We start from the raw sequence: 22,869 nt of genomic DNA, 5'->3' as shown, positions 1-22,869 counted from the left end.
CCTACTTAGCCCAATATGGGGCTGGCGCTACACACAACCAGCTTCATTGATCCGCGGGTCATGGCCACATACAAGTGCTGCGCGCTCATGCCCTCCGTATTCAGCACCACCGCCACTTCTGCCTCCAGCCCTTTGAGCAGCAGCGTGCTGCCAACCGCACGCTTGGGCAACGGGCGGCCCAACAATCGGTTCTCTTCACGCACGCGCCTAGCAGCCTCCGCAAGCGGGACGTTTCCTGCCGAGGCTCCACGCAGCGCCTTGAGCACGCCGTAAAGAATGGCGGGGCGATGCACGCGCACATTCGGCATCTCACGCAGCTCTGACAGTAGTGTTGCGGCTGCGGCCATGGACGGTGCGCGCTGGAACGCCAAGGCACTGCTCTCCGCTGAGGACGGCGGATTCCTCGCGGTTCCTCGGGCCAACGACTCCAGACGCCGTGTCAGCTCTGCGACACCCACGTTGGTCATGACGCTTTGCGCCAGCGCCAGCAACTGCCCCATGGCCCCAGCAGACGCAACATCGAAACTGTTGCCGAAGGCGATGAGGTCTTGCAAATCGACTGCCTCGACGGTCGAGGCCCCTGGCGTCTGGCTTGCAAAGTTCTGCTGGCTGGAACGGTTACGGCTGTCGGCGATGATCAGTACACGCCCGTCTGCGGTGGGCGGCAGTGTCCGCGCAGCAGCCAGTCGCTGCGGGTGGTCGTTGGGCGGGATGGTCTGAACCCACGTCACATGTGCTGGTGGTCCATTGCGCAGATCCACCGACTGACCGGCCACCAACAGGCGGCGAGCCTCCAGCAGCCATTGTCCGAGTGCTTCCGCACCAGCATTGCGCCAACGCCATGGCGTGGCCAGTTCAGCCACGACCGGGAAATGCGCGCACACTTGCTGCTCCCAGTTAGCCAAGGCGTTGCCACCGAACCCGAAGATGCCCTGCATCGGATCGCCAAGCACGCAGGTCGGCAGGATCAGCGAGAGAAAGTAGACGAGATAGTGCTGAGGCACCGAACAGTCCTGGTACTCGTCAACAATGAGATGCGCATAAGACGCTTTCAGTACCTCGCTGACGTGCCCGGCCTGCAACAGCTTCCAGGCGAATTCGCGGATCGCCGGGTAGTCCCGCGCAGGCGTGGCGAGCCGCAGGATGTCCGGATCATGACCGCTGCGACCCGGAAAGCTCGCAATCAACCGAATGGCCCAGCCGTCGATGGTGCTCAATCGATAAGCACTGTGCGGCACACCGGCACGGTCCAGCCGGGCGCGAAGCGCCGCCACGCCAGCGTTCGTGTGCGTGAGCACGAGAATGGGTTTGCGACCTCCGTGAGCGGCCAGGGCGTGAGCAATCAACTGCGTCTTGCCACATCCGGCCGGTGCCGTCACGGTACCTCGGGCAATCGTGCGCAGGTCGATTTCAGCGGGGCCCATGGGCAGCCCACACAGATACCTGGTCTACCAGTGCCTTGAAGCCTGGACCGCATAGCGGCAAGTCCGGCGCCACGATGGTCCTTGCTACGTCCTCCATCCAGGAGATGGACTTGAACCAACCGGCCTTGCGGATGCGCGCCGCCTGCCCGAGCATGACTCGGTTTGGCACTGACAGCGCTTGCGTATTCTGGATTTCGTCCCAGACGGCCTGAACGGTCAGTGTGTTGTTAGAGACGGTGCGCAGGTGTTCGTGAATCAAGTCGCCATGCAGGTCGTGGGCATATTTGATCAAGTGCTGGCAGGCCACTGGCGTAAGGCTGCCAAACAGTTCGTCCTCCAATGCGCGGCCTGCGCGGTACGCGACGACCGCGCCACCGGCCTGCAGGAATGCCTGTTCGATGACAGGCGTAGGCTTCTTGTCGTCATCCCGCACCACCATCACCCTGTAGCCTAACGACTGGAAGGCGGCCGCGCGGGCATAAGGCCGGTCGGGCTCGCCACCGCCACAGTCGACCATGGCAATGCCCTGTGCTGCCAGAGACACACCGCCATGTTCTACCCGGTGCAAATCCAGACCACGCAGGAGGCCGATCTCGCTGGCTCCTTCGCACACGATCACGGAGCCAGCCAAAAAGGCCTCGGGATAGAGGCGAATGGTGCTCTGCGTGTCGTTATCGGTGCCTACCATGCGGGCTTCGTGACCGTGGAGACTGCGGCGCAGCACGAAAAGCTGCCCGCCCGACAACTCCCTGAGTGCCACTGGCGAATGCGTGGTGAGGAATGCTTGCAGCGGGGCCGCTTCCTTCGCTCCGAGAGAGCCGAGAAACCGAGCGATGCGGTGCGGCTCTAGGCCGTACTCCAGTTCGTCCGAAAGGACGATCGACGCTTGGCTGGCCGCCTTGCGCTGCAGACCGGCAACCAGCAGGCGTGTGGACCCAACGCCGAGACTGCGAAGCGGGATGCCAGCCTCATTGTGCAGAGAGATGGTCCCGCCGCCGAACGACACGGAATGCGAGTCGAGCAGCGCCCTCGCCTTTGCGCCAATGTGGACACCGAGTTCTTGGGCGGTCGCGGCGACGATCCCCAGCGCTTCTCCCAATTGCTGCTCGGCCTGGTCGCCAAAGGTGCCGCGCGCATCCCGTGCAGCCTTCACGAGTGCCGCCGAAGCATCCGCGCGTTCCTCCGAGATGCGGTTCAGCACCGAGCCCCGCTGCCAGGCCAAGTTGTAGTCAGCGAGCGCACCGATCCGCGTCGGCGCTAAGGCCAGACGGTCCTTCCATGCGAGTGTCTTCACCAGACCTTGCTGGAAGGCGCGGTCGGAGATAAGAGTCCAGGATGGTTCCAAGTCGCTGGCGACGGTCAGATTCAGGCAGAGAACCACTTCTGCACCGGCAGACGGCTCGTCTTCGACGATGCCCGTGGCAGCGTGATAACCGCGCAGAAACGCACCGAAGCTTTCCAGCGTACTCATGCTGTCATCCAGCGCGCCCAGTGTCAGCGTGATGCTGATTGGAGCGGTGATGTCCAGGCCGAAAAAGTCAGCGTCGGAAATCTGCACATTGCGCCTGGCGCCCAAGCACAGATCGATCGCATCCAGCACCGTGGATTTTCCGCTGTCACCCGTGCCGATCAGACAATTGATGCCAGGCGATGGACACCACACCAATTGCTTGATGCCACGGAAGTTGGCGATCTCGATTTTTCTTATTCTTGCCATTGGGTGCCCCTGTGATGGTGTGCGGCCTGTTCCGCTTTAGAAATCCCTGATGCAAAAGCACATTGCGAAGTGCTCGATTCTTTGCGCTACCTGCATTCCTTCGCAGGACATCGCCTGAGTTCCAGTGGCTCGCGGTCGGATCGAGAACCAGCGATGCAACTGGCGCGTCTCAGGCCTTCGGAGCGTCTTTCGCTTCGTAGATCCGTCGGGCTAGAAGGCTGGCGAAGATCAGATACTGTGCGGCCTTCTCCGGGTCGAGATCATGATTTAGCGAATGAGCCTTGGGATTGCGAATGCCAAGATAGGCACCGACCAAAATTTGCATGAACCCCTTCTGGTCATTTCTGCCCGACTCCGTGTCGAGTTCGCTGAGGATCAAGTGCGGCTTTTCCAAGCTCAACGCTTGTGTCGCCAGAGCCGCGCCGTCGAGATCCAGGCCAGTGCGCTCTCGCATCAGATCAAAGATCGCAACGACGGAGTTCAAGACGGCATCGCGGTAGTGTCCGTCCACATAGTGCTGGAAGGCATGCGCGAAGATAACCGGATGCAGCAGTTCCTCGAAGCCTATGCTCGGTTTGGTACCCGTCGCTTCACGCACATGCGCTTCCGCCCTCACCTCTACCTGGGGAAGATCGCGCGCAAGGATGTCGTCGTAGTCATTGGCGTCGCCAAATCCGATATGCCTGCCAAGATTTCCCATGTCTTGCTCAGGGAACCCTGCACCGGTCCACAGCTTGCGCAGTAGTTGATAGTCAGCTTTCAAATAGCCATTGATCAACTTGGCCCCTGCTTTATCGTCGCTCGCAAGGAGGCCTTGTGCATCGATCGCTTTCTGACGCATTGCCCGAAACAGGGCATTTACCTCCAAGTACCATTCAAGCATTGCGTCTCTCCTCGGTTGATCTTTTCCATTTAACAAGGCCCCCCAAACCCCGCATGAGCGACCACCGTCCTCGCGCAACGTACGGGCTTTCGCACTTTTACTTTTTCCTCAGCATCAGCTGAATCATGGCGAACAGTCGGTGGAACAGATAGTCGACCTGGTCCACATCGATCACCGGCACCTGGCTGATCTCCGAATGCCGAATGAGGTGACTGTTTCCAATGGAGTTAAGTTCTGTCGCTTCTGTCTCCAATCTCTCCCGCAGCGACGGCACGGAAGTAACTGCATCGAGGATGATCTTGACCGAGCGCTTCTTGTCGCTCGGGTCAGCCAGTGACTTGAGTCGCTCCCATGCGTCCCATAACCGCTCCAGCGCTTCACGACGCACCAACGGATTGCGGTCCGAAAACTTGGCCCGGCACTCGTCGAGCATGTTGTCGAGCGTGCGATCTCCCGTATTGAAAAGCGTTCGCTTCAGTTCTTCGCCAAGTACCGGCGGGAGCAGTCGTTCAATTCGACCATTGGGCAGCATCTCGAACGCAAGCCCGTTGCGCGCGAATATACGATTGACCGTCACGCGGAAGTCTTCCTGCCCCGCCTCCTGGTCGAAAGTCAGGTGGTGATGACTGAAGTAGTCGTGATACTTCCCTGAGATCGGCTTAGCCACTGATGCGTGAACGAACTCGATGAAATCCAAGACGAGCAAGGTGTCCGGCGCGAACGGCTGGCGTTCAGCAAAGTAACCCTCCCCATCAATGGAGACTGTCTCCAACGGCCAAGCCAGACCCGGCATTTCTGCGCTTACGGAAGCCGCCAAGGCGTCCGCATCGCCGCCGCAAGTGGCTTGTCCATCCGGGCAGCGTTCCGGAAAGCGCAGGCCGAATGCACCGCTATTGATCAACGCCTGTACCGTTGCCACGAGGCCCGCCCAGACAGTGGGCGAAATCACCTGCTCGGTGCGTGCGCGCGGACCGTTCTCACGATCGCTGAAGTAGTCGCTTATCACGTTGACTCCGTTCGCGGCCACGACGCGATGGTGGCGACGTGTCTATCCAAAAATTTCATTCCCCTGCGCAGTACCATGGTATTCATGCTTGTAGCCTCAGCAGCGACGCGCTAGCTGGACCAATGCATGCTTCTAGCCGCTCGCCGCTCAAGTCGTTCACGGCTTCCGGCGTCAAGCATCCGGCGTTGAAGAGCCCGAGGTATTGCCCCCTAGTCAGAGCGAGCGGTAAGTTTGTGAGCGGCAGCGCACCGGCCGGAAGGCCGAATTCGAGTCGTTGCAGGACTTCGTCGAGTCCCGCCAGGAACGTGGGCTGGTCCGGGAAGAGTGCCGACAGGATTTGGTGCGTCGAGCGCAAGTGAAAGCGGGTTGCGTCGGCGATTCCGATGATGTTCCCGTATCCGACAGCGCCTCCGAAGGGCGTGGTCGAGAACCGCTTCTCCAACACGTCGACGGGGGTGCCCTCGATCCAGTCGTACAAGAGCGCCGCGCGCTTGCATCGGCACCAGAACTCAATCTCGTCCCGGCAATATCGCTGCAGCGCCTGCGTCATCGCATGCCCATAACGCTGCGCCACATCATTGGCGCGCACGCTCTCCGACCGTCCCCGCTTCATGACCGGTGTGTAGATCGCATCCATTTCGTCGAGGACCTGCACCATCGCCAGCACCTGGGTGGGGGACGTCTGTGCGGCGTTCAGTTGTTTCATCAACTCGACCAGCCGCAGGCTCGACTCAAACGACAAGGACGAAGCGCCGCAGGCGCGTCCGAGCAAGGTCAGGTGGATCAACTCGCCCTCGCGCTCGGCCAGCCCGGCCTGGAGCAGGCGCTCGACCAACGCGGTGACTTCATGCTCCACGATCGCGATCCATTGCGGGTTTGCGCGTGACGCAGAGTAGCCGCCGAACGTGTTGACCAGGAGGCCAGGAATTTCGGTGGCGCGCACGCCCCGAACCTGGCTAAGCAAGCGCAACGTCCAGGTTGGCAGGTCGCGCTGCTGGAAGGATGACTTCACGTCTTCCGGCACGCCGAGCACGTACTTCTGGAACAGTTGCGCGCGTTCCATCGGCGTGTCGGCGAGGATGATGGCCTTGCCGGTCTCGTTGTATCCGAGCCGCCCCGCCCGTCCTGCCATGTTCTTGTACTCGGCGACGGTGAATGGGCGGCCGTCCTCACCGACGAACTCGTTCTCGGCCAGGATCACCGTCGATGCCGGGGTGTTGATACCGGCAGCCAGCGTCGTGGTGGCCACCAGCGCATGGATACCGCCGCCAGTGTTGCGATAACCTTTCTCGACGGCTTCGCGCTCCGCGCGCAAGAGATTGGTGTTGTGGAACGCAGTGCCCCCAGCAAGGCATTCCCGCAGATCCTGCGAGGCGCCGGTCAGATCCTGAGTCGGCAGCACGTCCAGGACGGTCGTCGCAGGACCCAGGCCCAATTCCCTTGACAAGTATTTGGCGCAGCCCTGTGCCGGACCACGCATGTTGCGGAAGACCAGCAACTTCTCGCCCTGTGCAACCAGTTGCTGAACCAGCGGCACGATCACGTCTTGCGAGCTGGGCTTGTCGCGACGCTGCACGATGCGATGCGCAGGCAACAGGGCTTCGGTCTTGGTAGTGCCGTCCGCATCGACGAACTGGAACGTCCCGCGCCGATCGAGCACGCCCTCGACCAGGGGTACAGGCCGTTCGCGGGACATCAGCAAGGGCAGGTCGAGCCAGCGATCGAAGCTGTTGAGGTTGCCAATGACCGCCGACAAGATCACCAGTTGCGGCTCTATGCCGCGCTGACGCGCCCGCAGCAGAAGCGCGAAAATCAACTCGACCGTAATGCCTCTATTCGGGTCCGTGATGAACTGGCCCTCGTCAAGCACGACGAGGCCGAGCTGGTTGAGCAGGCGCGGCGAGCCGAGCGCCAGATTGAGAAAGGTTTCGTAGGTGAAGAAACCCAGGTCATAGCGACCGCCCAACACGGGGCCAATGCCATCCGTTGCATCACCGCTGCACCGAACGACGCGCAGGCCCGCGGGTCCGTATCGCTCGCTGAACTCCTCGAACTTCTCGTTGACCAGCGCCCGATACGGCAGCAGAAACGCCGCTTTCTTGCCGGCGGTGACTGCCTGAATCGCAGCCAGTTCGCCGATCATGGTCTTACCCGAGCTGGTCGGCGCGACCACCAGCAGCGATCTGCCGGATAGTACGCCGTGTTCGTTGACTGCCTTGAGTTGCAGCGCGTTGAGGCCTCGCGGGAAGTCCGTCGTCCACTGATCGACGATTTCCGGCGGAAAGCCGTGCGCGGAAAATTCCGCAAATGAGCCCGACATTTGCTGGACTGCTCTGGCCGGGAACGCAGCGGCGTAGTTGTCACCACGCTTGAGGGCTGGAAACACAAGACCACCCTGGACGTTGCCCAGGAATACAGGCGTCTGCGTCACGCTGATGCGCTCGGCCTCGACACGCGCCAGCCGGATGATCTCGCCGGCGATTTCCGGGAAGCTGACCGAGTCGCCGACCGCACCCGTCAACGCCTCGATCACGGCATGCGTAAGCAGTCCGTGTCCGGTGCCCGGCTGCTCCCAGGCAGATTCGTTGGTTGCACAGGCGGCAAGCAGAATGCGTCCTTCGCCGTAAATCCCAGTCAACGCAAATGCGCTTCGCGGGCGCGCTGCAGCCTCCAGCACGCGTGCGGGCGCCTGCCCGCTGAAGCAGCAGTCAAGCACGCACAGCACCGCACGCGCCTTCGTCGCCTTGAAGGCATCGGCCAAGCCCGCCATCGACAGGCCTGTGCTGGAAAGATCGGCTGCGTTGGTATCGAACAGGACCAGGTTTCCATCGGGAGAGCCGTGCCCAGCGAATGTGATGACGACCACGTCGTCCTGGCCCGCAGCCGACAGCGTTCCGAGGATGGCTTGCGACACCTCTGCATGCGTGGCGGCCTCATCGACAAGCAGTCGGCCAGCCAGGCCTTCGACAGTGTCGGTGAACAGCGCCCACAACGCCGTCGCATCGCGGCGGGCCCCGCCCAGCTCGGGGATCGTAGCGTCGAGGTGTTTGTTGATGCCCACGAAAATTGCTTTGATCGCCACGCCGCCCCCTATCCGATTCGCGCCAAGAGTTGTTCGATTACGTCGCTCGCTTGGCGCTGACGCAACGCCCTCGCCTCGCGTTGCTCGGGCTCGTCACCCTCGCCCAGTTCAAATTTGGCGACGGACACCGGGCCATCCTTGCGATACCCCTCCGTCTTGTCGTCGTACACAAAGCGACTACGCAGGATCGCCAGGCAAGCCTGAATCACGGTGCCATGCGTGCCACCGCTTTCCTTGCGGAAAGCCTCGGCAACAGCGTCCATGCCATCGGGCGCGTGTTCAATGCAATAGATCAGGTCGTGCGCATCCTTGCGTTCAAACCGTTGGTCGAAGGCGAATGCCTTCAGGCAGGTGAAGCTCACCAAGTTGGCGTGCTTGATTTTCTCTGTCGCGACGCCGTTGTCGCCTAACAGTTCCGCTTGGATCTCGGTGACTTGGTGGAGATCGAAGACGATGGACGAGTGCGGGATGTTCAACGCCGAGATCGTTCCCTCGGTCGGCAACGGCTGCACCTTACCGCCAGCGATCTGCGGCGCGTCGGCCAACAGTTCCAACACCATCAAGGCGCCGTGTTCGGTGCGGGTCTGCCAACGCCACGAAAGCTTCTGCTTCTTTTCGTTCTCGGCGCGCTCGAAGCCCATCTTCTTGAAGTTGTCCTCCAGCGTGTGGTACGCCTCAGTGTCGGCCAGCATCTGCAAGTCGATCACGATGTCCACGTCCAGCGTGCCGGCGTGCGCAGGTATCAATGGCGGACGGGCGGCCACCAGGTATCGGGGAGTCAGGCCACCGACCAGGTAGACTGAATCCTTCCATGGCCCCAGCCCGCGCAACAGCGTCACGAGAACGCGCTCGCAGTCGAGGGTGTATTGATCGCTGTAGCCGTCGAGGGTCGCGGGCTTGGCCATCAGAAACCGATCCTGTCTCTGCGCAGATGCTCGGCCATTTCCTTGGCTCGCCCCTCGCCGCCCAGCAAGTCGAGGTAGACCTGAATGGGGCTTGCCAACCAGACATCGCCAATGCGCTCGCGAAACAGCAGTTCGCCCGGTGATTTGGCTTCGATGACCGTCAGATTGGCGCCTTCGTTGACCGACCTTGCACCCAACTCGTCGATGGCGGCGTCGGCTGTGGGCCCGACCAGCAGCCGGCAACGGACCTGAGACACGTTGGAAAGGAACGGCGCATAGCGTTGCGCGGCCGCTTCATGGGTAATCGCGTAGCCAACTTGGTGGGACGCGAACACGTGGCCTGCACGCTCAACCAATTGATCCGCCTTGAGGGCTGGCACGTAATAACGCTGCAGTGCGGGGGCACGGATCGATGCAAGCTGCTTCACCCAGGCGTCCAGCATCGCGCCAGGCTCTTTGAGATGCCGTTCTTTGCTCGGACCCTGGCCGCGCGTAGCCAGCCAATCGAAACGTTCCAGTTCCGTCAGTACCTGCGAGGTGGTCGCCGGTGACACCTGCGTTTGTTCGGCAAGTTCCTTGACGCTGAACCAGTCCTTGTGTCGAACCAACAAGGCGTGCAGCACCTGCGCGCGGCGACCCGAAAACAGCGATCGGACAGATTTAGCCAAGGTCTTGGGCGGCGGTCTGTCGATGTAGAGATAGGCACCATGCGCAGGCAGGAACAGGCTGCCGCCGCTGTCGTAATACCCGACGCGCTCGGTTCTGAGCAGATCCTTGGCTCCCGGAGAGATCGACTCAGCAACCAGCAAGGGCAAAGCCTCGTCGCCGCTCCTCCCCAGAGGCTGGCTGCGGGCATAGTCTCGGAACTGCCACAGAACTTCGCGCACATCCCTGGGATAGACCGCCTTTTTTGCCTCGATCAGCAACGTGAACGATCTACCAGCCACATGGAGTTCGATCTGGGCATCATGCCGAGGCTCGTCCGCAGACCCGACGGACTCCCAGCGACCCAGATTCGCATGTACTTCCGGCAGCCCCTGGAGGGTTTCCAGGAACTGTTCGATCAGTTGCCGCTCGTTCGTTGGGGACTCAAGCACCATGGTTTTAGGTTCTTTACTGCGCAGTGAATATGGCCATTCTACCGAATATTCGGCAAAAGCTCAATATTTACTGCACAGTGAAGATCATGGCTTCCGCCGGTCAAAGGCCCGATGCCTCGGGCAAGGCTGCTGCGTCCACCACCCGAGCGTCCGAGGGCCATGCCCCTCGGCTCGATGCACCCTACCCGCCCTGCTTGAATCCCCGATCGCGCGCCATGAATGCCTCAAGCATGTGAGGGATGAGGGTCGCCGCATCGACATCTTCACCATAAGTGCGGCCATGAAGGGCCGCATAGCGGTCGAGGTCGGCCTTCAGCGCGACGGGACACGCGAAGGTCAGCTTGACGATCTCGGTCTTGGGCAGCGGCCCCAGCCGCAGCTTCTTGGTCGTGTTCATCGTGAAGCCCCCCGGTTGAAGAACAGCGGCTGGTAGGGCCGCAGCACCAGGTCGCGGTTGACGATGATGCGCACCGGGAGCCCCGGCCGTTCGGTGAGCGTTGGCTGGATGTTGAGGTTGCGACGGGTCATCTCCTGCCCCGCCTGATTCACGCTGTCCTGCAGGCTGTCGCGTCCGGCGACGATGACGCGATCACCGCCCTGTCGGTTCTCCGGCGCGGCCAGTTCGGCACCGACGCCCAGCAGCGTCGTCAGTGCCGCGCCAGCGAAGATGCGATCCCAATGCCAATCAACGCCATCCTCCAGGCCGGCATAGCCGGCCGGGTCGGTGCCGGCCAGGTTGTCGAGCGTGAGCGATGACGTGTCCGGCAGGATGACCCGGTTCCACACCACCTGTACGCGGCTCTGCCCATAAGCGACCTGGCTGTTGTATTTGCCGAAGATGCGTGACCCCTGCGGTATCAGCAGATAGCGGCCGGTCGCGGTGTCGTACAGCGGCTCCGTCACCGTGCCGATCACGTCGCCCGGCAAGTCGGACTTGATGCCCGTTACGAGCGCTGCGGCGATCACCGTGCCAGCCATCACCTGGTACGGCGAAGCCGGCATTTGCAGATTGCCGGAATTACGGGTTTCCGTAGTTCCTGCTTTCTGGAACGCCTCCTTCTGGTCTTGCCGGTTCTGCACGGCGGTCGGGTCGGCGGGCTGGGCCGCCGTCGAGGCCGGCCCAGCGGCCTGCGGATCGAAGCCCGCCAAGCCAGAAGCTGGGCCAGCAGCGGCCACCTGCGCCGGCGCGGTAGCGGCGCGCTGGTTGCTGGAGCGGAAGAACACCGACGATCCCGCTGCCGCTTCAGCCTCCTTGCGCCGCGCGTCACGCTCGGCGCCGCCGGGGTCTTGGCCGGGCGGCGAATAGCGGGCCACCGCCTGCTGCTGAGACTTCACGATGGCCGGCCCCAGGTCGCCGGGCAACGGCGGCCCCAACTCTGGCACCTTGGGCGGTAGCTTGGAGTAGTCGGCGGGAAGCTGGTCCAGTCCTTCAGAGCGCGAGACGCGATCGACGTTGTAAAGCTCGGCCGGCTCGTTGCCACCGCGCCGATGCGTCGGCTGCAACGACCACATCGTTGCGCCCAGCACGGCCACGCCGAGGCCGCCGGTCAGCAGCGCCAGCGTTCGCCGATTCAAGCGCGTCACCGGGCGCGGTTGCGCCCTTAGCGCCACGTTCTCGGGCGCGACCTTCGGCGCAGCGTCAGGAATCGGCACATCCGGGGTTTCGTCCTGGCTCATGGTCATTTCCCCCGCATGCCATCCGTGCGCTCGATGCGCACCACGTCGCCCTTGTCCCCGCCCAGGCGAAGTTCGGCCGCGCCGAACAGCCGATCCACGATGTAGTACGGCGAGCGGAAGCGGTAGTTCACCAGTTGCCCGTCGCCCTGCGCGCCGATTACGAACAAGGGCGGCAACTCGCCCTGCGCGATGCCTCCCGGGAACTGGATATAGACCTTCTCGCCGTCGTCGAAAGCGCGCAATGGCTTCCACGGTGGATTGCTACCGCTGACCGCGTAGCGGAAGCGGATCTTCTCCAGCGACAGGCCGGTATCGACGGGCGCGGTCGCCTGCGCGGCCTGCGACTGACGCTGCAAGGCCAACATCCGGTCTTTCGGGTAGTCCCAGGACACGGACGCCATCCACGCTTTTTCCGTCGAGGTCAGTTCCAGCAGGTATGTCCTGCGGTTCGTGGTGACGACCAGATTGGTTTTGAGGCCAGACCGGGTGGGCTTCACCAGCACGTTGACGCGCAGCTCGGCGCCGGCGCCGCTGGACGTATCGCCGACAATCCAACGCACCGTGTCGCCGGCGGCGACTGTCACCAGTTCCTCGCCCGGCTGGAGCGAAATCACGGTGACGCGCCCCGGCGCGGCATAGACCTGGTACAGCGCGCCATCGGTGAAAGGCCACACCTGAATCGCGTTGACGTAGCCCTCGCGAGTCGGCGCGATGCGCGCCTCGGCGTTGGCACGCGAGACGCGCACGGTTTCGTCAGCCGGCTCCGGCGCGAGCTTAGCTTCGTCCACGTCAGGCAGCGGCTTCATCTGCGCCGGCATCGGCAGCACCTTCGGCACCTCCACCACTTCCACCGGCTTCGGTGGTTCGGGCAACGGTTGCGCCTGCACCGGCTCATCGAGCGAAATATGCGGCGGTGGCTTGCCCTGCGAGGCGCAGCCCATCAGTGACGACGTGGTGGCCGCCAAGGTCAGCACAAAAGCGTAAAAGCGGAAAGACAGGTTCATGGTTTGGCTCCTTCGGACGCATCCAGTTCGCGGCTCCAGGACAGGCCGTTGACGTAGATGCCCAGCGGGTTCTTGCGCAGGCGTTGTTCGGTGCGCGGGGTTTGCAGGACGATGGAAATCACGGCGTTCCACCGTTGGGTGCCGGCCGGTGCGCCGTTGACGAAACGCTGCTCCGTCCAACGCACGTTGAAAGACGAATCGCTGGCGCGAACGACGCTGGTGATTTGCACCGTCACCGACTCCTTGCCAACGCGGGCGAACGGATCGTTCGTGCGCGCGTAGTCGTTGAGTACCGCTGCGCCGCGGTCGGTGGTGTAGTCGTAGGCATCCAGCCAGTTCTGCCGTACTACGATGGGATCAATCGACAGCGAGCGAACCAGCGTGATGAAGTGTGCCAAGTGGTAGGCGACCTGTGCATCTGCTGGCCGGTACGGCGTGGCGGCCTCGCCGATCGCGCGCACCTGGCCGGTCTTGTCCACCTCCACCACGTAAGGCGTGACGATGGACTGCGCCGAGCGCCAAACCAGGCCGCCCGCCATCAAAAGCGCCAACGCGAGGCAGCCGAAGGCCATCAGCCGCCAATTCTTCGCCTGCACGCGAGCCGAGCCGATGCGCTCGTCCCACACCTGCGCGGCGGCTTGATACGGGGTGGCAGGCTGCGGCGTGTCGGCGTAGCGCACCTGCGGTCGTTTGAATCGCATGGCTGGTTCTCCTCAAGAATCGGAATCGGTAAGGCTTGGTCCGCTACCCGAGCCGCCGCCGTCCCCGCCGCGCAACGTGTGCGCGGCAGTGGTAGCGGCATGGGATATCTGCTGGCGGCGATGCAGTCGCTTAGCCCAGGCGGGTTGTTGTTGGTTGGCGCTATTCGCGGCGGCTTCGCCTGCGGTGGTCGGGCCTGACGCAGCAGCACCGGCCGCTGCGCCCCCACCGGACGCCTGTCCCGCGCCATCCGAGCGGAATGCGGCGGCGGCGCGCTGCCCGATCGAGCGCGCGCCAGCGGCGGCCTTCTGGCCGACCGCCTGCGCGCCGGTCTTGGCGACGTTGCCCAGGCCAGCCATCGCACCTTTCGCACCACCGCCGGCAGAGGCGGAACCGGCCTGAAACGCCGACCGTGCGCTGCCAGCGGTCGAGGCAGCGGCGCGTGCGCCGCTGCCGATGGCGCTGGCGGCGGCTGGCGCCATACGCGCTCCAGCCACCACAGCGCTACCGACGCCGGTAGCGGCAGCGCCGACCGCGACGGCGGTCCCCGCCGCACCCAAGGCGGCGCCTGCCATCGCGCCAGCACCGAGCTGCGGGCCGCCTGAAATTAGCCCCGTGGCGATGCCTGGCCCAAAGACGCCCAGTGCGAGCATTGCCAACGATGCGAGCATCACCACCAGCGCATGGTCTATGGACGGCTCGCCCGGCGTGGTCGGGAACTCTGCGAACAACCCTGTACCAATGCCGACGATGACGGCCAGCACTAGCACTTTGATGCCGGATGACACGACGTTGCCGAGCACCTTTTCAGCGAGAAACGCGGTCTTGTTCCAAAGCGCGAACGGCACCAGCACGAAGCCGGCGAGCGTGGTCAGCTTGAACTCGATCAGCGTGACGAAGAGCTGCACCGCCAGCACGAAGAAGCAGAGGATGACGATGAACCAGGCGAGGAACATCACGACGATGGGCGCGATGTTGACAAACACTTCGGGAAAGCCTGCCATCTCGCTTATCTGTTGAAGGATCGGCGCCGCCGCGTCAATGCCGGACTTAGCGAGGTGTCCCGGTTGCAGGAACGTCGCCATGCTCACGGTCGAGCCGGACGCTGTCAGGCCCAAGCCGGCGAACGAGCGAAACACGATGCTGGCCAGCATGTTGAAATTGCCGATGATGTAGGCGAAGGCACCGACGTAGAGCACCTTGCGAATGAGCTTCGCCATCACGTCGTCGCCCTGGCCGGTCGCATGGCCGAGCGCCCAATACAACCCGGCGAGCGTCATGTCGATCGCCACCAGCGTCGCGGTCAGGAATGCGACTTCGCCGCGCAGCAGGCCGAAGCCGGAGTCGATGTAGGTAGAAAAGACGTTGAGGAAGTGGTCGATGATGGAAACGTCGTTCATGGCCGTCCCTCCGTCGGTGTGCTGGGGCCATCGAAGCTGGCCGGGATCGGCGGCAGGTCAGCCAGCGTTTGGTATTCACCCGGCCCGGCCTGACCGGAGAGGAAGCGGCGCAGGTCGGCTTGGTCCACCCGCGCGCAGAACACGTCGTCGTGTTCGCCACGGTGGCAATGCGCACGCAGCGCGTGCAGCCGGGCCGGATCGGCGGCCAGCGCATCGACCGACAATGCCTGCGGCTGATTGCAGCCGGCCAGCAGGCACGCGAAGGCGAACAGGATGTGCGCGGGTATCATGGCCGTGCCCGTCAGTTGCCGTAGAAGTTGACCGACTGCGGCGTGTACGCCGTGCCGGTGCCAAGGAAGCGTCGCGTCACTTCGCGGCCGCGTTCAACGGCGGTGGCCTGCCGCGCCAGTTCCAGCGCCGTGGCGCGTCCCTGCGTGAGCTGGAGCTGTTGCGTCTGAATGGACTGCTTCGCTTGCAAGGCCAAGAGCTGGTTGGTCGCCTGCATGGCTTGCAAGGCGCCGGTGGCCGACTGGCTTTGGCCTATAAGGTCAGTCAACACACTCTCGTCTTCGGTCACGTTCTGCGACACCTGCGCCTGCATCTGCATCGCGGTCTGTAGGCCATTGAGCGTGTTCTGCCAACGCTGGTGCGCGTCCTGGTACATCTGATTGCCGCTCACGGTCGCGGCGTACTGCTGCGGATAGAGGCGCGCGAACTGCTGATCCATGCTCTGCACCTGGAACGCCAGGCCTTGCGCTTGCGTGATGAGCTGCTGGGTGGTCGCCAATGTTGAGCGCAGCCGGTTGACCACGTTAAATGGCAGGCTCGCCAGGTTGCGCCCCTGATTTATCAGCGACTGCGCTTGGTTCTGGAGTTGTTGAATCTGGTTGTTGATCTGCTCCAGTGTGCGAACCGCAGTCAGCGTGTTCTGCACGAGGTTGGTCGGATCGACGACGACCCATTGCGCTTGCGCAGCGGGCATGACACCGATTAACGCGGCAACAGCGAGGGTGAGAAGGCGAATCTTCATGGCGAGACCTCCAGAGGTTGACGAGCGAGGAAGGACGCGGCGGATGGTGCGGACGGCAGCAGGTCCGCCGCCCAATCAAGGCCGCGATGGCGCAGCCAGGCGCCGGTAAAGCCCGGTGCGCCGGCATCGGTAAGTACCCGGTCCATGGCGCGCTGGTCCTGGGGCGTCGAGGCGCCCGCGAATGCAAGCGTGACCGGCCCCAAGTCGAGGTCGAACAGGCGATTGCCTGCACGGGATTGGTAGTAGTAGTCGCGCTTTGGCTGCGCGGTGGCGACGATCTCGATCTGGCGGCTGTTGAGGCCAAAGCCTTCGTAGATCGTGCGAATCTGCGGCTCGGTGGCCTGCGGGTTCGGCAGGAAAATCCTGCTCGCGCAGCTTTCGATGATTGCGGGCGCGATGCTCGAATCCTTGATGTCGGCGAGCGACTGCGTGGCGAAAATGACGCTGACGTTCTTCTTGCGCAGCGTCTTGAGCCACTGGCGGATGCGCGCGGCGAACACCGGGTCGTCAAGGAACAGCCAGGACTCGTCGAGGATCAGCAGCGTTGGCGCACCGTCGAACCGCTCATCGAAGCGCGCGAACAGGTAGCCCAGCACGGCCAGCACCGCAGCCTTGCTGTGCATCAGCTCCTCCATTTCGAAGCACTGCACGTCGGCCGTGCCGAGCCGGTCGTGATCGGCATCGAGCAGCTTGCCGTGCGCGCCGCCGAGCACGTAGGGCGCGAGCGCTTGGCGCAGCGCGTTCGACTGCAACAGCACCGACAAGCCCGTGAGAGTCCGCTGTTCGATCGGCGCGCCGGCGAGGCTGCCGAGCGCCGACCAGATGGCCGCCTTCTCGTCGGGGCCGACAGCGACGCCTTCGTGCGTCAGGCGACCTTCGACCCATTCGGCGGCCCAGGTTCGGTAGCCCTCCCGGTCGATGCGCGCGAGCGGCTGGAAGGCGATCGCGCCATCAGCGCCGAGGTCGTAGTACTCGCCGCCCAGGCCCAGCGCCGTCGCTCGCATGGAGCGGCCCATGTCGAACGCGAAAATGCGGGAGCCGGGATAGCGGCGGAACTGCATCGCCAGCGTTGCGAGCAACACGGATTTGCCCATGCCCGTCGGACCGGCGATCAGCGTGTGGCCCACATCGCCGATGTGCGTCACCAGCCGAAACGGCGTGGCGCCTTCGGTGCGGGTAACGATCAGCGGCGGGCCGTCGAGATGCTCGTTCTTCTCCGGTCCGGCCCACACCGCCGATACCGGCATCAGGTGCGCGAGGTTCAGCGTCGAGACGATGGGCTGCCGCACGTTGGCGTAGGCGTTGCCCGGCACCGACGACAGCCACGCCTCCACCGAATTGAGGGTTTCGGGAATCGTCACGAAACCCCGACCCTGAATCGCGCGCTCCACCATGCGCAGCTTCTCGTCAGCCGTGTCGGCATCGGCATCGAGCACCGTTACGGTCGCGGTGACGTAGCCGAAGGCGACTTGATCGCTGCCCAGTTCCTGCAAGGCGGCGTCGGCGTCCGCCGATTTGTTGCTGGCGTCGGTATCGACCAACGGGCTTTCCTGCTGAAAGATCGTTTCGCGCAGCAGCGCCACCACGTTCTTGCGCTTGGCGAACCACTGCCGGCGCAGGCGGCCGAGTTCCTTTTCGGCCTCCGACCTGTCCATGCACAGAAAGCGCGTGCTCCAGCGGTAGGCGAAGCCCAGCCGGTTGAGGTCGTCCAGAATCCCCGGCCAAGTCGAGGTTGGGAAGCCGCGTACCGTGGCGATGCGCAGGTGCTGGTCGCCAAGCATCGGTGCGAGGCCGCCGATCAAGGGCGTGTCGGCCAGCAAGGCGTCAAGGTGGAACGGCACGTCCGGCACGCCGATGCGGTAGCGCCGTGTCGAGACGGTCGCGTGCAGGTAGGTCAGAGTTTCGGCATCATCGAGCCAGTCGATCTCCGGCATCACGCCATCGAGCAGGTCGAAGACGCGGCCCGTTTCCGCGACGAACGCGGTCATGCGTTCGCGCCAGTCCACGCCGGCGGTCGGCGTGTTCTCGTACAGCAGCTTCGCTGCGCGGGCGCGGGATTCCTCCGCCGGGAGGTATTGCAGCGTGAGGTGATAGCCGCTCTCGAAGTGGTGGCCTGATTCCTCAAAGGTCGCGCGCCGTTCCTCGTCCACCAGCCACGACAATGGTTCGGGAAAATCCGAGTGCGGATAATCGGCCGCCGGCCGGCGTTCGGCTTCGACGAACAGCGCCCAGCCGGCGCCGAGTCGGCGCAGCGCGTTGTTCAGCCGCGCCGTCGTGGCGATCAGCTCGCCTTGCGTCGCGCTGTCCAGATCAGGTCCACGAAAGCGCGCCGTGCGCTGGAAACTACCGTCTTTGTTCAAGACGACACCTGGTGCGACCAGTCCGGCCCATGGCAGCCAGTCGGCAAGCAGTGCGGGACGCTGGCGGTATTCGGCGAGTTTCAACATGGCTCGGTCCTCACACGTCCAACAGCGGTTTGTGCTTGAGGTGCTTGGCGAACACCTGCGTGAACTGCGGATCGACACGAGCGCCCCACACCGCCAGCGAATGGCCGACGATCCAGAGCACGACGCCGGGAATCCACAGTTGCAGGCCCAGGCCAACGGCAGCGGCCAGCGTGCCGTTGGCGATCGCCACAGTGCGCGGCGCGCCGCCCATCAGGATCGGCTCTGTCAGCGAGCGGTGCAGCGGCACCTCAAAGCCCGGCAAGGCGCTGGTCGCGCTCATACGACCGCCCCGCCAGAGAAGCTGAAGAACGACAGGAAGAAGCTCGACGCCGCGAACGCGATCGACAGGCCGAACACAATCTGGATGAGCTTTCGGAAGCCGCCTGATGTGTCGCCGAAGGCCAGTGCCAAACCGGTGGAGATGATGATGATGACGGCCACAATGCGCGCGACCGGCCCTTGGATGGATTCGAGAATGGATTCGAGCGGGCCTTCCCAGGGCATCGACGACCCGGCGGCCCGTGCCGTGCCAGCCATCGTCAGCATCACGGCGACGGTCAGCAGGCCGTGGTGCGCAGGGCCTGCTAGGCGCCGCAGGCGCGCCAGGATTGAGGCCGGATTTACGAAAATATGGAAAGTATGGGCGTGCATCTGTGTCATGGCAGTTCTCCAAGGTGGTTAGGGGACAGGGAAGAAAGCAGCAGCTCTGGAAGCCGTGGCTCCAGCGCATCCGCGAGGCGATAGCCCACGCCGTCGAAGCCAAGGACGCGGGCGATGCTTTCGATGCGGCGATGCCGGCCACGGCCGGCGATGTGGATGACAACGTTGACGGCCTCGGCGACGAGCGCACGCGGCGGATTCACGGCCACTTCGAGAATCAGTTGCTCCACGCGCAACAGTGCGCCCAGCGCGGAGCCTGCGTGGATGGTGGCGATGCCACCTGGATGGCCGGTGCCCCACACCTTGATGAGATCCAGCGCCTCGCCGCCGCGCACCTCACCGACGATCACGCGGTCGGGGCGCAGCCGCATCGTGGCGCGCACCAGCTCGGTCATCGACACGACGCCGGCACGCGTGCGCAGCGGCACGTGGTCGCGTGCCGTGCATTGCAGTTCGATGGTGTCTTCGAGCACCAACACGCGGTCGCCCGTGGCGGCGATTTCCGCGAGCAAGGCATTGGCGAGCGTGGTCTTGCCGGTGCTTGTGCCGCCAGCGATCAAGATGTTCTGCCGCTCGCGCACTGCCCCGCGCAAGAACTCGGCTTGTTCGAACGTCATCATCCCGTCGGAGACATAGCGCTCCAGCGGGATCACGCCCACGGCGCGCTTGCGTAGCGCGAAGGCTGGCCCCGGCGCCGCCGGCGGCAGAATGCCCTCGAAGCGTTCGCCAGTTTCCGGTAACTCGGCGCTCAAAAGCGGCTGGCCGCGATGGACTTCTGCGCCGACATGCGCGGCGACCAAGCGAATGATGCGTTCGCCGTCTTCCTCGGATAGTTCTGCGCCCAGCGGCGCGCGACCCGACGACAGGCGATCGACCCAAAGTGTGCGATCGGGGTTGAGCATGATTTCCACCACGTCGGGGTCTTCGAGCGCGGTGGCGATCAGCGGCCCCATCGCCGTGCGCAGCATGCGGATGCGCCGGTCGAGCGAGGTGGTGGCAAAGGACTGCCCGACAGTCGAGGGGATGGCGCTCATGAAGCACGCTCCTGAGCCTCAGCCAGCGCCGCCGCATCGTCCAGGTGAGCGGTGTCGGGATGCAGTTCCTCCACCACGTCGCGCACCAGGCTGCGCCCGCGCATCAGGTGGCGGCCGAGCTGTTCGACGAACTGCTCGAAGCGCGCTTTGCCTTGCGCGCGCGCCGCGTCTTGATGGGCTTCAGGAACCGGCGTGCTGACCGTCAGGAAGTAGCGGACAAACAGCGCCAGCGTTTCGATCTCGATGTTCTGGTCGCGCTCCAGCCTCTCGAACTGGCGCGACAGTCGATCAAGCCGCTTGGCGATGGCCGCCTCACGCTGGTCGCCCGCGTCCGGCGACAGCCAGGACGCCAGCGCCGCCGCCACGATGGAAGACTTGGACACGCCTTTCTTGGCGGCCAGCTCGTCGAGCCGCTTGGCGTGCTCGTGCGGAATGAACAGGTTGAGGCGGTATTGGCTCATAGCTCGATTCCGTCGTGTTGGTCGAGGGACGCCAGCCGGGCCGTGCGCTGCATGGCCGGGTCGAGCTGCCGAGGAAGGGGCAACGGCAAGTCGTCGTCATCGAGCAGTGCCAGGTCATTGGTCGGCTCTTGGTCGGGGAGGTATTCGGTGACCTCGGATAGCTCCGGTTGTCGACGCGGCCCGCCGTCGTCGGCAACTGCTGCGCTGTCGGTGAAGTTCACCGCTGCGGTCGAAGCGGCAGGTACGACGGGAATAGCCAAGCCGCTCCAGTCGTCTGGACGGAGCGGCGGCGCATCGGCGTAGCGCCCGGCTGCGAGCGTGGGCGGCGGCAGCACGCGCTGCTGGAAATTGGCATCAGCGTAGTAGCGCAACTTCTTGGCCTTGATCGGCGCGAGGCTGGACACCATCACCACGGCGTCGTCCGGCGGAAGCTGCATCACCTCGCCGGGCGTCAACAGCGGACGCGCCGTCTCCTGCCGCGACACCATCAAGTGGCCCAGCCAAGGTGCGAGCCGGTGGCCAGCGTAGTTGCGCTGCGCGCGCAACTCGGTAGCGGTGCCCAGCGTTTCAGAGATGCGCTTGGCGGTGCGTTCGTCGTTCGTGGCGAACGTCACGCGCACATGGCAGTTGTCGAGGATGGAATGGTTCTGACCGTAGGCCTTGTCGATCTGGTTCAGCGACTGCGCGATGAGGAAGCTGCGGATGCCGTAGCCGGCCATAAACGCCAGCGCCGTCTCGAAGAAGTCGAGCCGGCCCAGCGCCGGAAACTCATCGAGCATCAAAAGCAGCTTATGGCGACGGGCGATGCCGTCGCTGCCATCAAGCGATTCGGTCAGGCGGCGACCGATCTGGTTGAGGATCAGACGGACCAGCGGCTTCGTGCGGCTGATGTCTGATGGTGGCACTACCATGTACAGCGAGATGGGATGCTCGGATGCGATCAGATCGGCGATGCGCCAGTCGCAACGCGACGTGACCTCGGCCACCGTCGGGTCGCGGTACAGGCCGAGAAACGACATGGCCGTGGACAGCACACCTGAACGCTCGTTGTCGCTCTTGTTGAGCACCTCGCGCGCGGCCGACGCGACGACGGGATGCGGGGCATCGCCCAGATGCTTCGTCGTCATCATCCGATGCAGAGTCAGCTCGAACGGACACGCCGGATCGGACAGGAAGTTGGCGACGCCGCGCAGCGTCTTGTCGGTGCCCGCATAGAGCACATGCAGGATGGCTCCGACGAGCAACGCGTGCGAAGTCTTCTCCCAATGGTTGCGACGCTCCAGCGCACCTTCGGGATCAACCAGGATGTCGGCGATGTTCTGTACATCGCGCACTTCATGCGCGCCGCGCCGAACTTCCAGCAGCGGGTTGTAGGCTGCCGACTTCGGATCAGTGGGGTTGAACAGCAGGCAGTGCGAAAAACGCGAGCGCCAGCCTGCTGTGACCTGCCAATTCTCGCCCTTGATGTCATGGATAACAGCGGACGCAGGCCAGCTCAGCAGTGTAGGAACCACCAGGCCGACGCCCTTGCCGGATCGCGTCGGTGCGAAGGTCAGGACGTGCTCCGGGCCTTCGTGCCGCAGGTATTGGTCGTCATGCCGACCAAGGAAGACGCCTGCAGGCTGGGTTAGTCCCGCCTTGCGAATATCAGCGGCGTCGGCCCAGCGCGCCGAGCCGTAGGTCGTCACCAGTTTCGATTGCCGCGAGCGCCACACGGACATGGCGATGGCAACCACGACAGCCACCAGGCCGCTGCCGCCAGCAATCGCGCCGCCGGTGTCGAAGACCCGGGGCGCATAGGCATCGAAGAAGAACCACCACTCGAACAACCGCCAGGGGTGATAGACCGGTGTACCGAAGAAATCGAACCAAGGCGAGCCAAGGCGTAGCTGGTAGCCCAGGGCTGCGGCTGTCCATTGTGTGGCGATCCACACACCGGCGATAACGATGCCGAAGACGACACCGACCTGCCCGAATAGCACACCTTGACCTTGCATCCCGGCCTCCGCTTTCTCCTGTACAACCCGCGGCACAAAGGCGTGCTGCACACATGAGGATCGGGGTCAGATCAAGGGCGGTCAAAGACCGTTATCGGGACAAAGGTCGATAAATAAACAAGATATGGCGCAGCATCGTGCAGAAGGAAAACGCCGCAAGCGTTGGCGCATTACGGCGGGTCGAGCAAAAAAATGGGATAGTGGTGGTGGCGAGCAGCTCGAAGCTCTCTCCTGCAAGCGCTGTTAGCAGGGGGGCCTTGTCGGCTGACCAGCATCCTTGATGGCTTCTCTTTTGGTGATGATAGGCAAAAGTCGCATCGGGGCGAACTCAGTCGTACCGATG

At 63.7% G+C, this 22,869-nt stretch carries 20 protein-coding genes; all 20 read right to left on the bottom strand.

Annotated elements, in window-relative coordinates; all coding sequences use genetic code 11:
- Nucleotides 1-5 precede the first annotated feature (5 nt).
- The 20 genes from AC07VL_RS10190 to AC07VL_RS10095 all read right to left on the bottom strand — a co-directional run bounded on the left by AC07VL_RS10190 (nt 6) and on the right by AC07VL_RS10095 (nt 22,526).
- Complete coding sequence (locus tag AC07VL_RS10190) at nt 6-1,424, bottom strand: UvrD-helicase domain-containing protein (protein ID WP_494805718.1); 1,419 nt, start codon at nt 1,422-1,424, stop codon at nt 6-8.
- Nucleotides 1,411-3,141: an ATP-dependent nuclease gene (locus tag AC07VL_RS10185; RefSeq protein WP_494805717.1), complete on the bottom strand. Its 1,731-nt coding sequence runs from the start codon at nt 3,139-3,141 to the stop codon at nt 1,411-1,413. The genes AC07VL_RS10190 and AC07VL_RS10185 overlap by 14 nt, the downstream gene beginning before the upstream one ends.
- 169 nt (nt 3,142-3,310) lie before the next feature.
- Complete coding sequence (locus tag AC07VL_RS10180) at nt 3,311-4,024, bottom strand: TIGR02391 family protein (RefSeq protein WP_312660154.1); 714 nt, start codon at nt 4,022-4,024, stop codon at nt 3,311-3,313.
- A gap of 97 nt (nt 4,025-4,121) precedes the next feature.
- Nucleotides 4,122-5,027 (bottom strand): AbiJ-NTD4 domain-containing protein, encoded by a 906-nt coding sequence (locus AC07VL_RS10175; RefSeq protein ID WP_494805855.1) that lies wholly within the window; start codon nt 5,025-5,027, stop codon nt 4,122-4,124.
- A gap of 85 nt (nt 5,028-5,112) precedes the next feature.
- Entirely contained in the window at nt 5,113-8,112 is a 3,000-nt protein-coding gene (locus AC07VL_RS10170; RefSeq protein WP_494805716.1) for a DEAD/DEAH box helicase, read from the bottom strand.
- An 8-nt stretch (nt 8,113-8,120) separates the two neighbouring features.
- Nucleotides 8,121-9,017, bottom strand: a complete 897-nt coding sequence (locus tag AC07VL_RS10165; protein WP_494805715.1) for an antitoxin — start codon at nt 9,015-9,017, stop codon at nt 8,121-8,123.
- Nucleotides 9,017-10,117 (bottom strand): MarR family transcriptional regulator, encoded by a 1,101-nt coding sequence (locus tag AC07VL_RS10160; RefSeq protein ID WP_126124149.1) that lies wholly within the window; start codon nt 10,115-10,117, stop codon nt 9,017-9,019. The genes AC07VL_RS10165 and AC07VL_RS10160 overlap by 1 nt, the downstream gene beginning before the upstream one ends.
- 181 nt (nt 10,118-10,298) lie before the next feature.
- Nucleotides 10,299-10,514 (bottom strand): DUF2274 domain-containing protein, encoded by a 216-nt coding sequence (locus AC07VL_RS10155; RefSeq protein WP_126124148.1) that lies wholly within the window; start codon nt 10,512-10,514, stop codon nt 10,299-10,301.
- The gene (locus tag AC07VL_RS10150; protein ID WP_494805714.1) at nt 10,511-11,794 is read right to left on the bottom strand and encodes a TraB/TrbI/VirB10 family type IV secretion system protein; all 1,284 of its coding nucleotides are present in this window, start codon (nt 11,792-11,794) and stop codon (nt 10,511-10,513) included. Before AC07VL_RS10150 ends, AC07VL_RS10155 begins: the two co-directional genes overlap by 4 nt.
- 2 nt (nt 11,795-11,796) lie before the next feature.
- Entirely contained in the window at nt 11,797-12,798 is a 1,002-nt protein-coding gene (gene trbG, locus AC07VL_RS10145; protein ID WP_126124146.1) for a P-type conjugative transfer protein TrbG, read from the bottom strand.
- Entirely contained in the window at nt 12,795-13,499 is a 705-nt protein-coding gene (gene trbF / locus AC07VL_RS10140) for a conjugal transfer protein TrbF (RefSeq protein ID WP_062794347.1), read from the bottom strand. The genes trbG and trbF overlap by 4 nt, the downstream gene beginning before the upstream one ends.
- 12 nt (nt 13,500-13,511) lie before the next feature.
- Complete coding sequence (gene trbL / locus AC07VL_RS10135) at nt 13,512-14,897, bottom strand: P-type conjugative transfer protein TrbL (protein WP_494805713.1); 1,386 nt, start codon at nt 14,895-14,897, stop codon at nt 13,512-13,514.
- A complete protein-coding gene (locus AC07VL_RS10130; RefSeq protein WP_494805712.1) occupies nt 14,894-15,187 on the bottom strand; it encodes a hypothetical protein in 294 nt (97 codons plus the stop codon). Before AC07VL_RS10130 ends, trbL begins: the two co-directional genes overlap by 4 nt.
- 11 nt (nt 15,188-15,198) lie before the next feature.
- Nucleotides 15,199-15,927: a P-type conjugative transfer protein TrbJ gene (trbJ, locus tag AC07VL_RS10125; RefSeq protein WP_494805711.1), complete on the bottom strand. Its 729-nt coding sequence runs from the start codon at nt 15,925-15,927 to the stop codon at nt 15,199-15,201.
- On the bottom strand, nt 15,924-18,374 hold the full coding sequence (gene trbE / locus AC07VL_RS10120) for a conjugal transfer protein TrbE (protein WP_494805710.1): 2,451 nt from the start codon (nt 18,372-18,374) through the stop codon (nt 15,924-15,926). Before trbE ends, trbJ begins: the two co-directional genes overlap by 4 nt.
- Nucleotides 18,375-18,384: 10 nt before the next feature.
- A complete protein-coding gene (locus AC07VL_RS10115) occupies nt 18,385-18,654 on the bottom strand; it encodes a VirB3 family type IV secretion system protein (protein WP_494805709.1) in 270 nt (89 codons plus the stop codon).
- A complete protein-coding gene (locus AC07VL_RS10110) occupies nt 18,651-19,034 on the bottom strand; it encodes a TrbC/VirB2 family type IV secretion system protein (protein WP_494805708.1) in 384 nt (127 codons plus the stop codon). Before AC07VL_RS10110 ends, AC07VL_RS10115 begins: the two co-directional genes overlap by 4 nt.
- A complete protein-coding gene (trbB, locus tag AC07VL_RS10105; protein ID WP_494805707.1) occupies nt 19,031-20,068 on the bottom strand; it encodes a P-type conjugative transfer ATPase TrbB in 1,038 nt (345 codons plus the stop codon). Before trbB ends, AC07VL_RS10110 begins: the two co-directional genes overlap by 4 nt.
- Nucleotides 20,065-20,529 (bottom strand): CopG family transcriptional regulator, encoded by a 465-nt coding sequence (locus tag AC07VL_RS10100; protein WP_494805706.1) that lies wholly within the window; start codon nt 20,527-20,529, stop codon nt 20,065-20,067. The genes trbB and AC07VL_RS10100 overlap by 4 nt, the downstream gene beginning before the upstream one ends.
- Nucleotides 20,526-22,526, bottom strand: coding sequence for a conjugal transfer protein TraG (locus AC07VL_RS10095; RefSeq protein WP_494805705.1), 2,001 nt, complete (start codon nt 22,524-22,526; stop codon nt 20,526-20,528). The genes AC07VL_RS10100 and AC07VL_RS10095 overlap by 4 nt, the downstream gene beginning before the upstream one ends.
- Nucleotides 22,527-22,869: the final 343 nt, after the last annotated feature.

The organism is Janthinobacterium sp. GW821-FHT03C08, from assembly GCF_059420905.1.
Note: the sequence above shows the minus strand (reverse complement) of the source record. Positions and strands in the feature narration are given on the sequence as shown.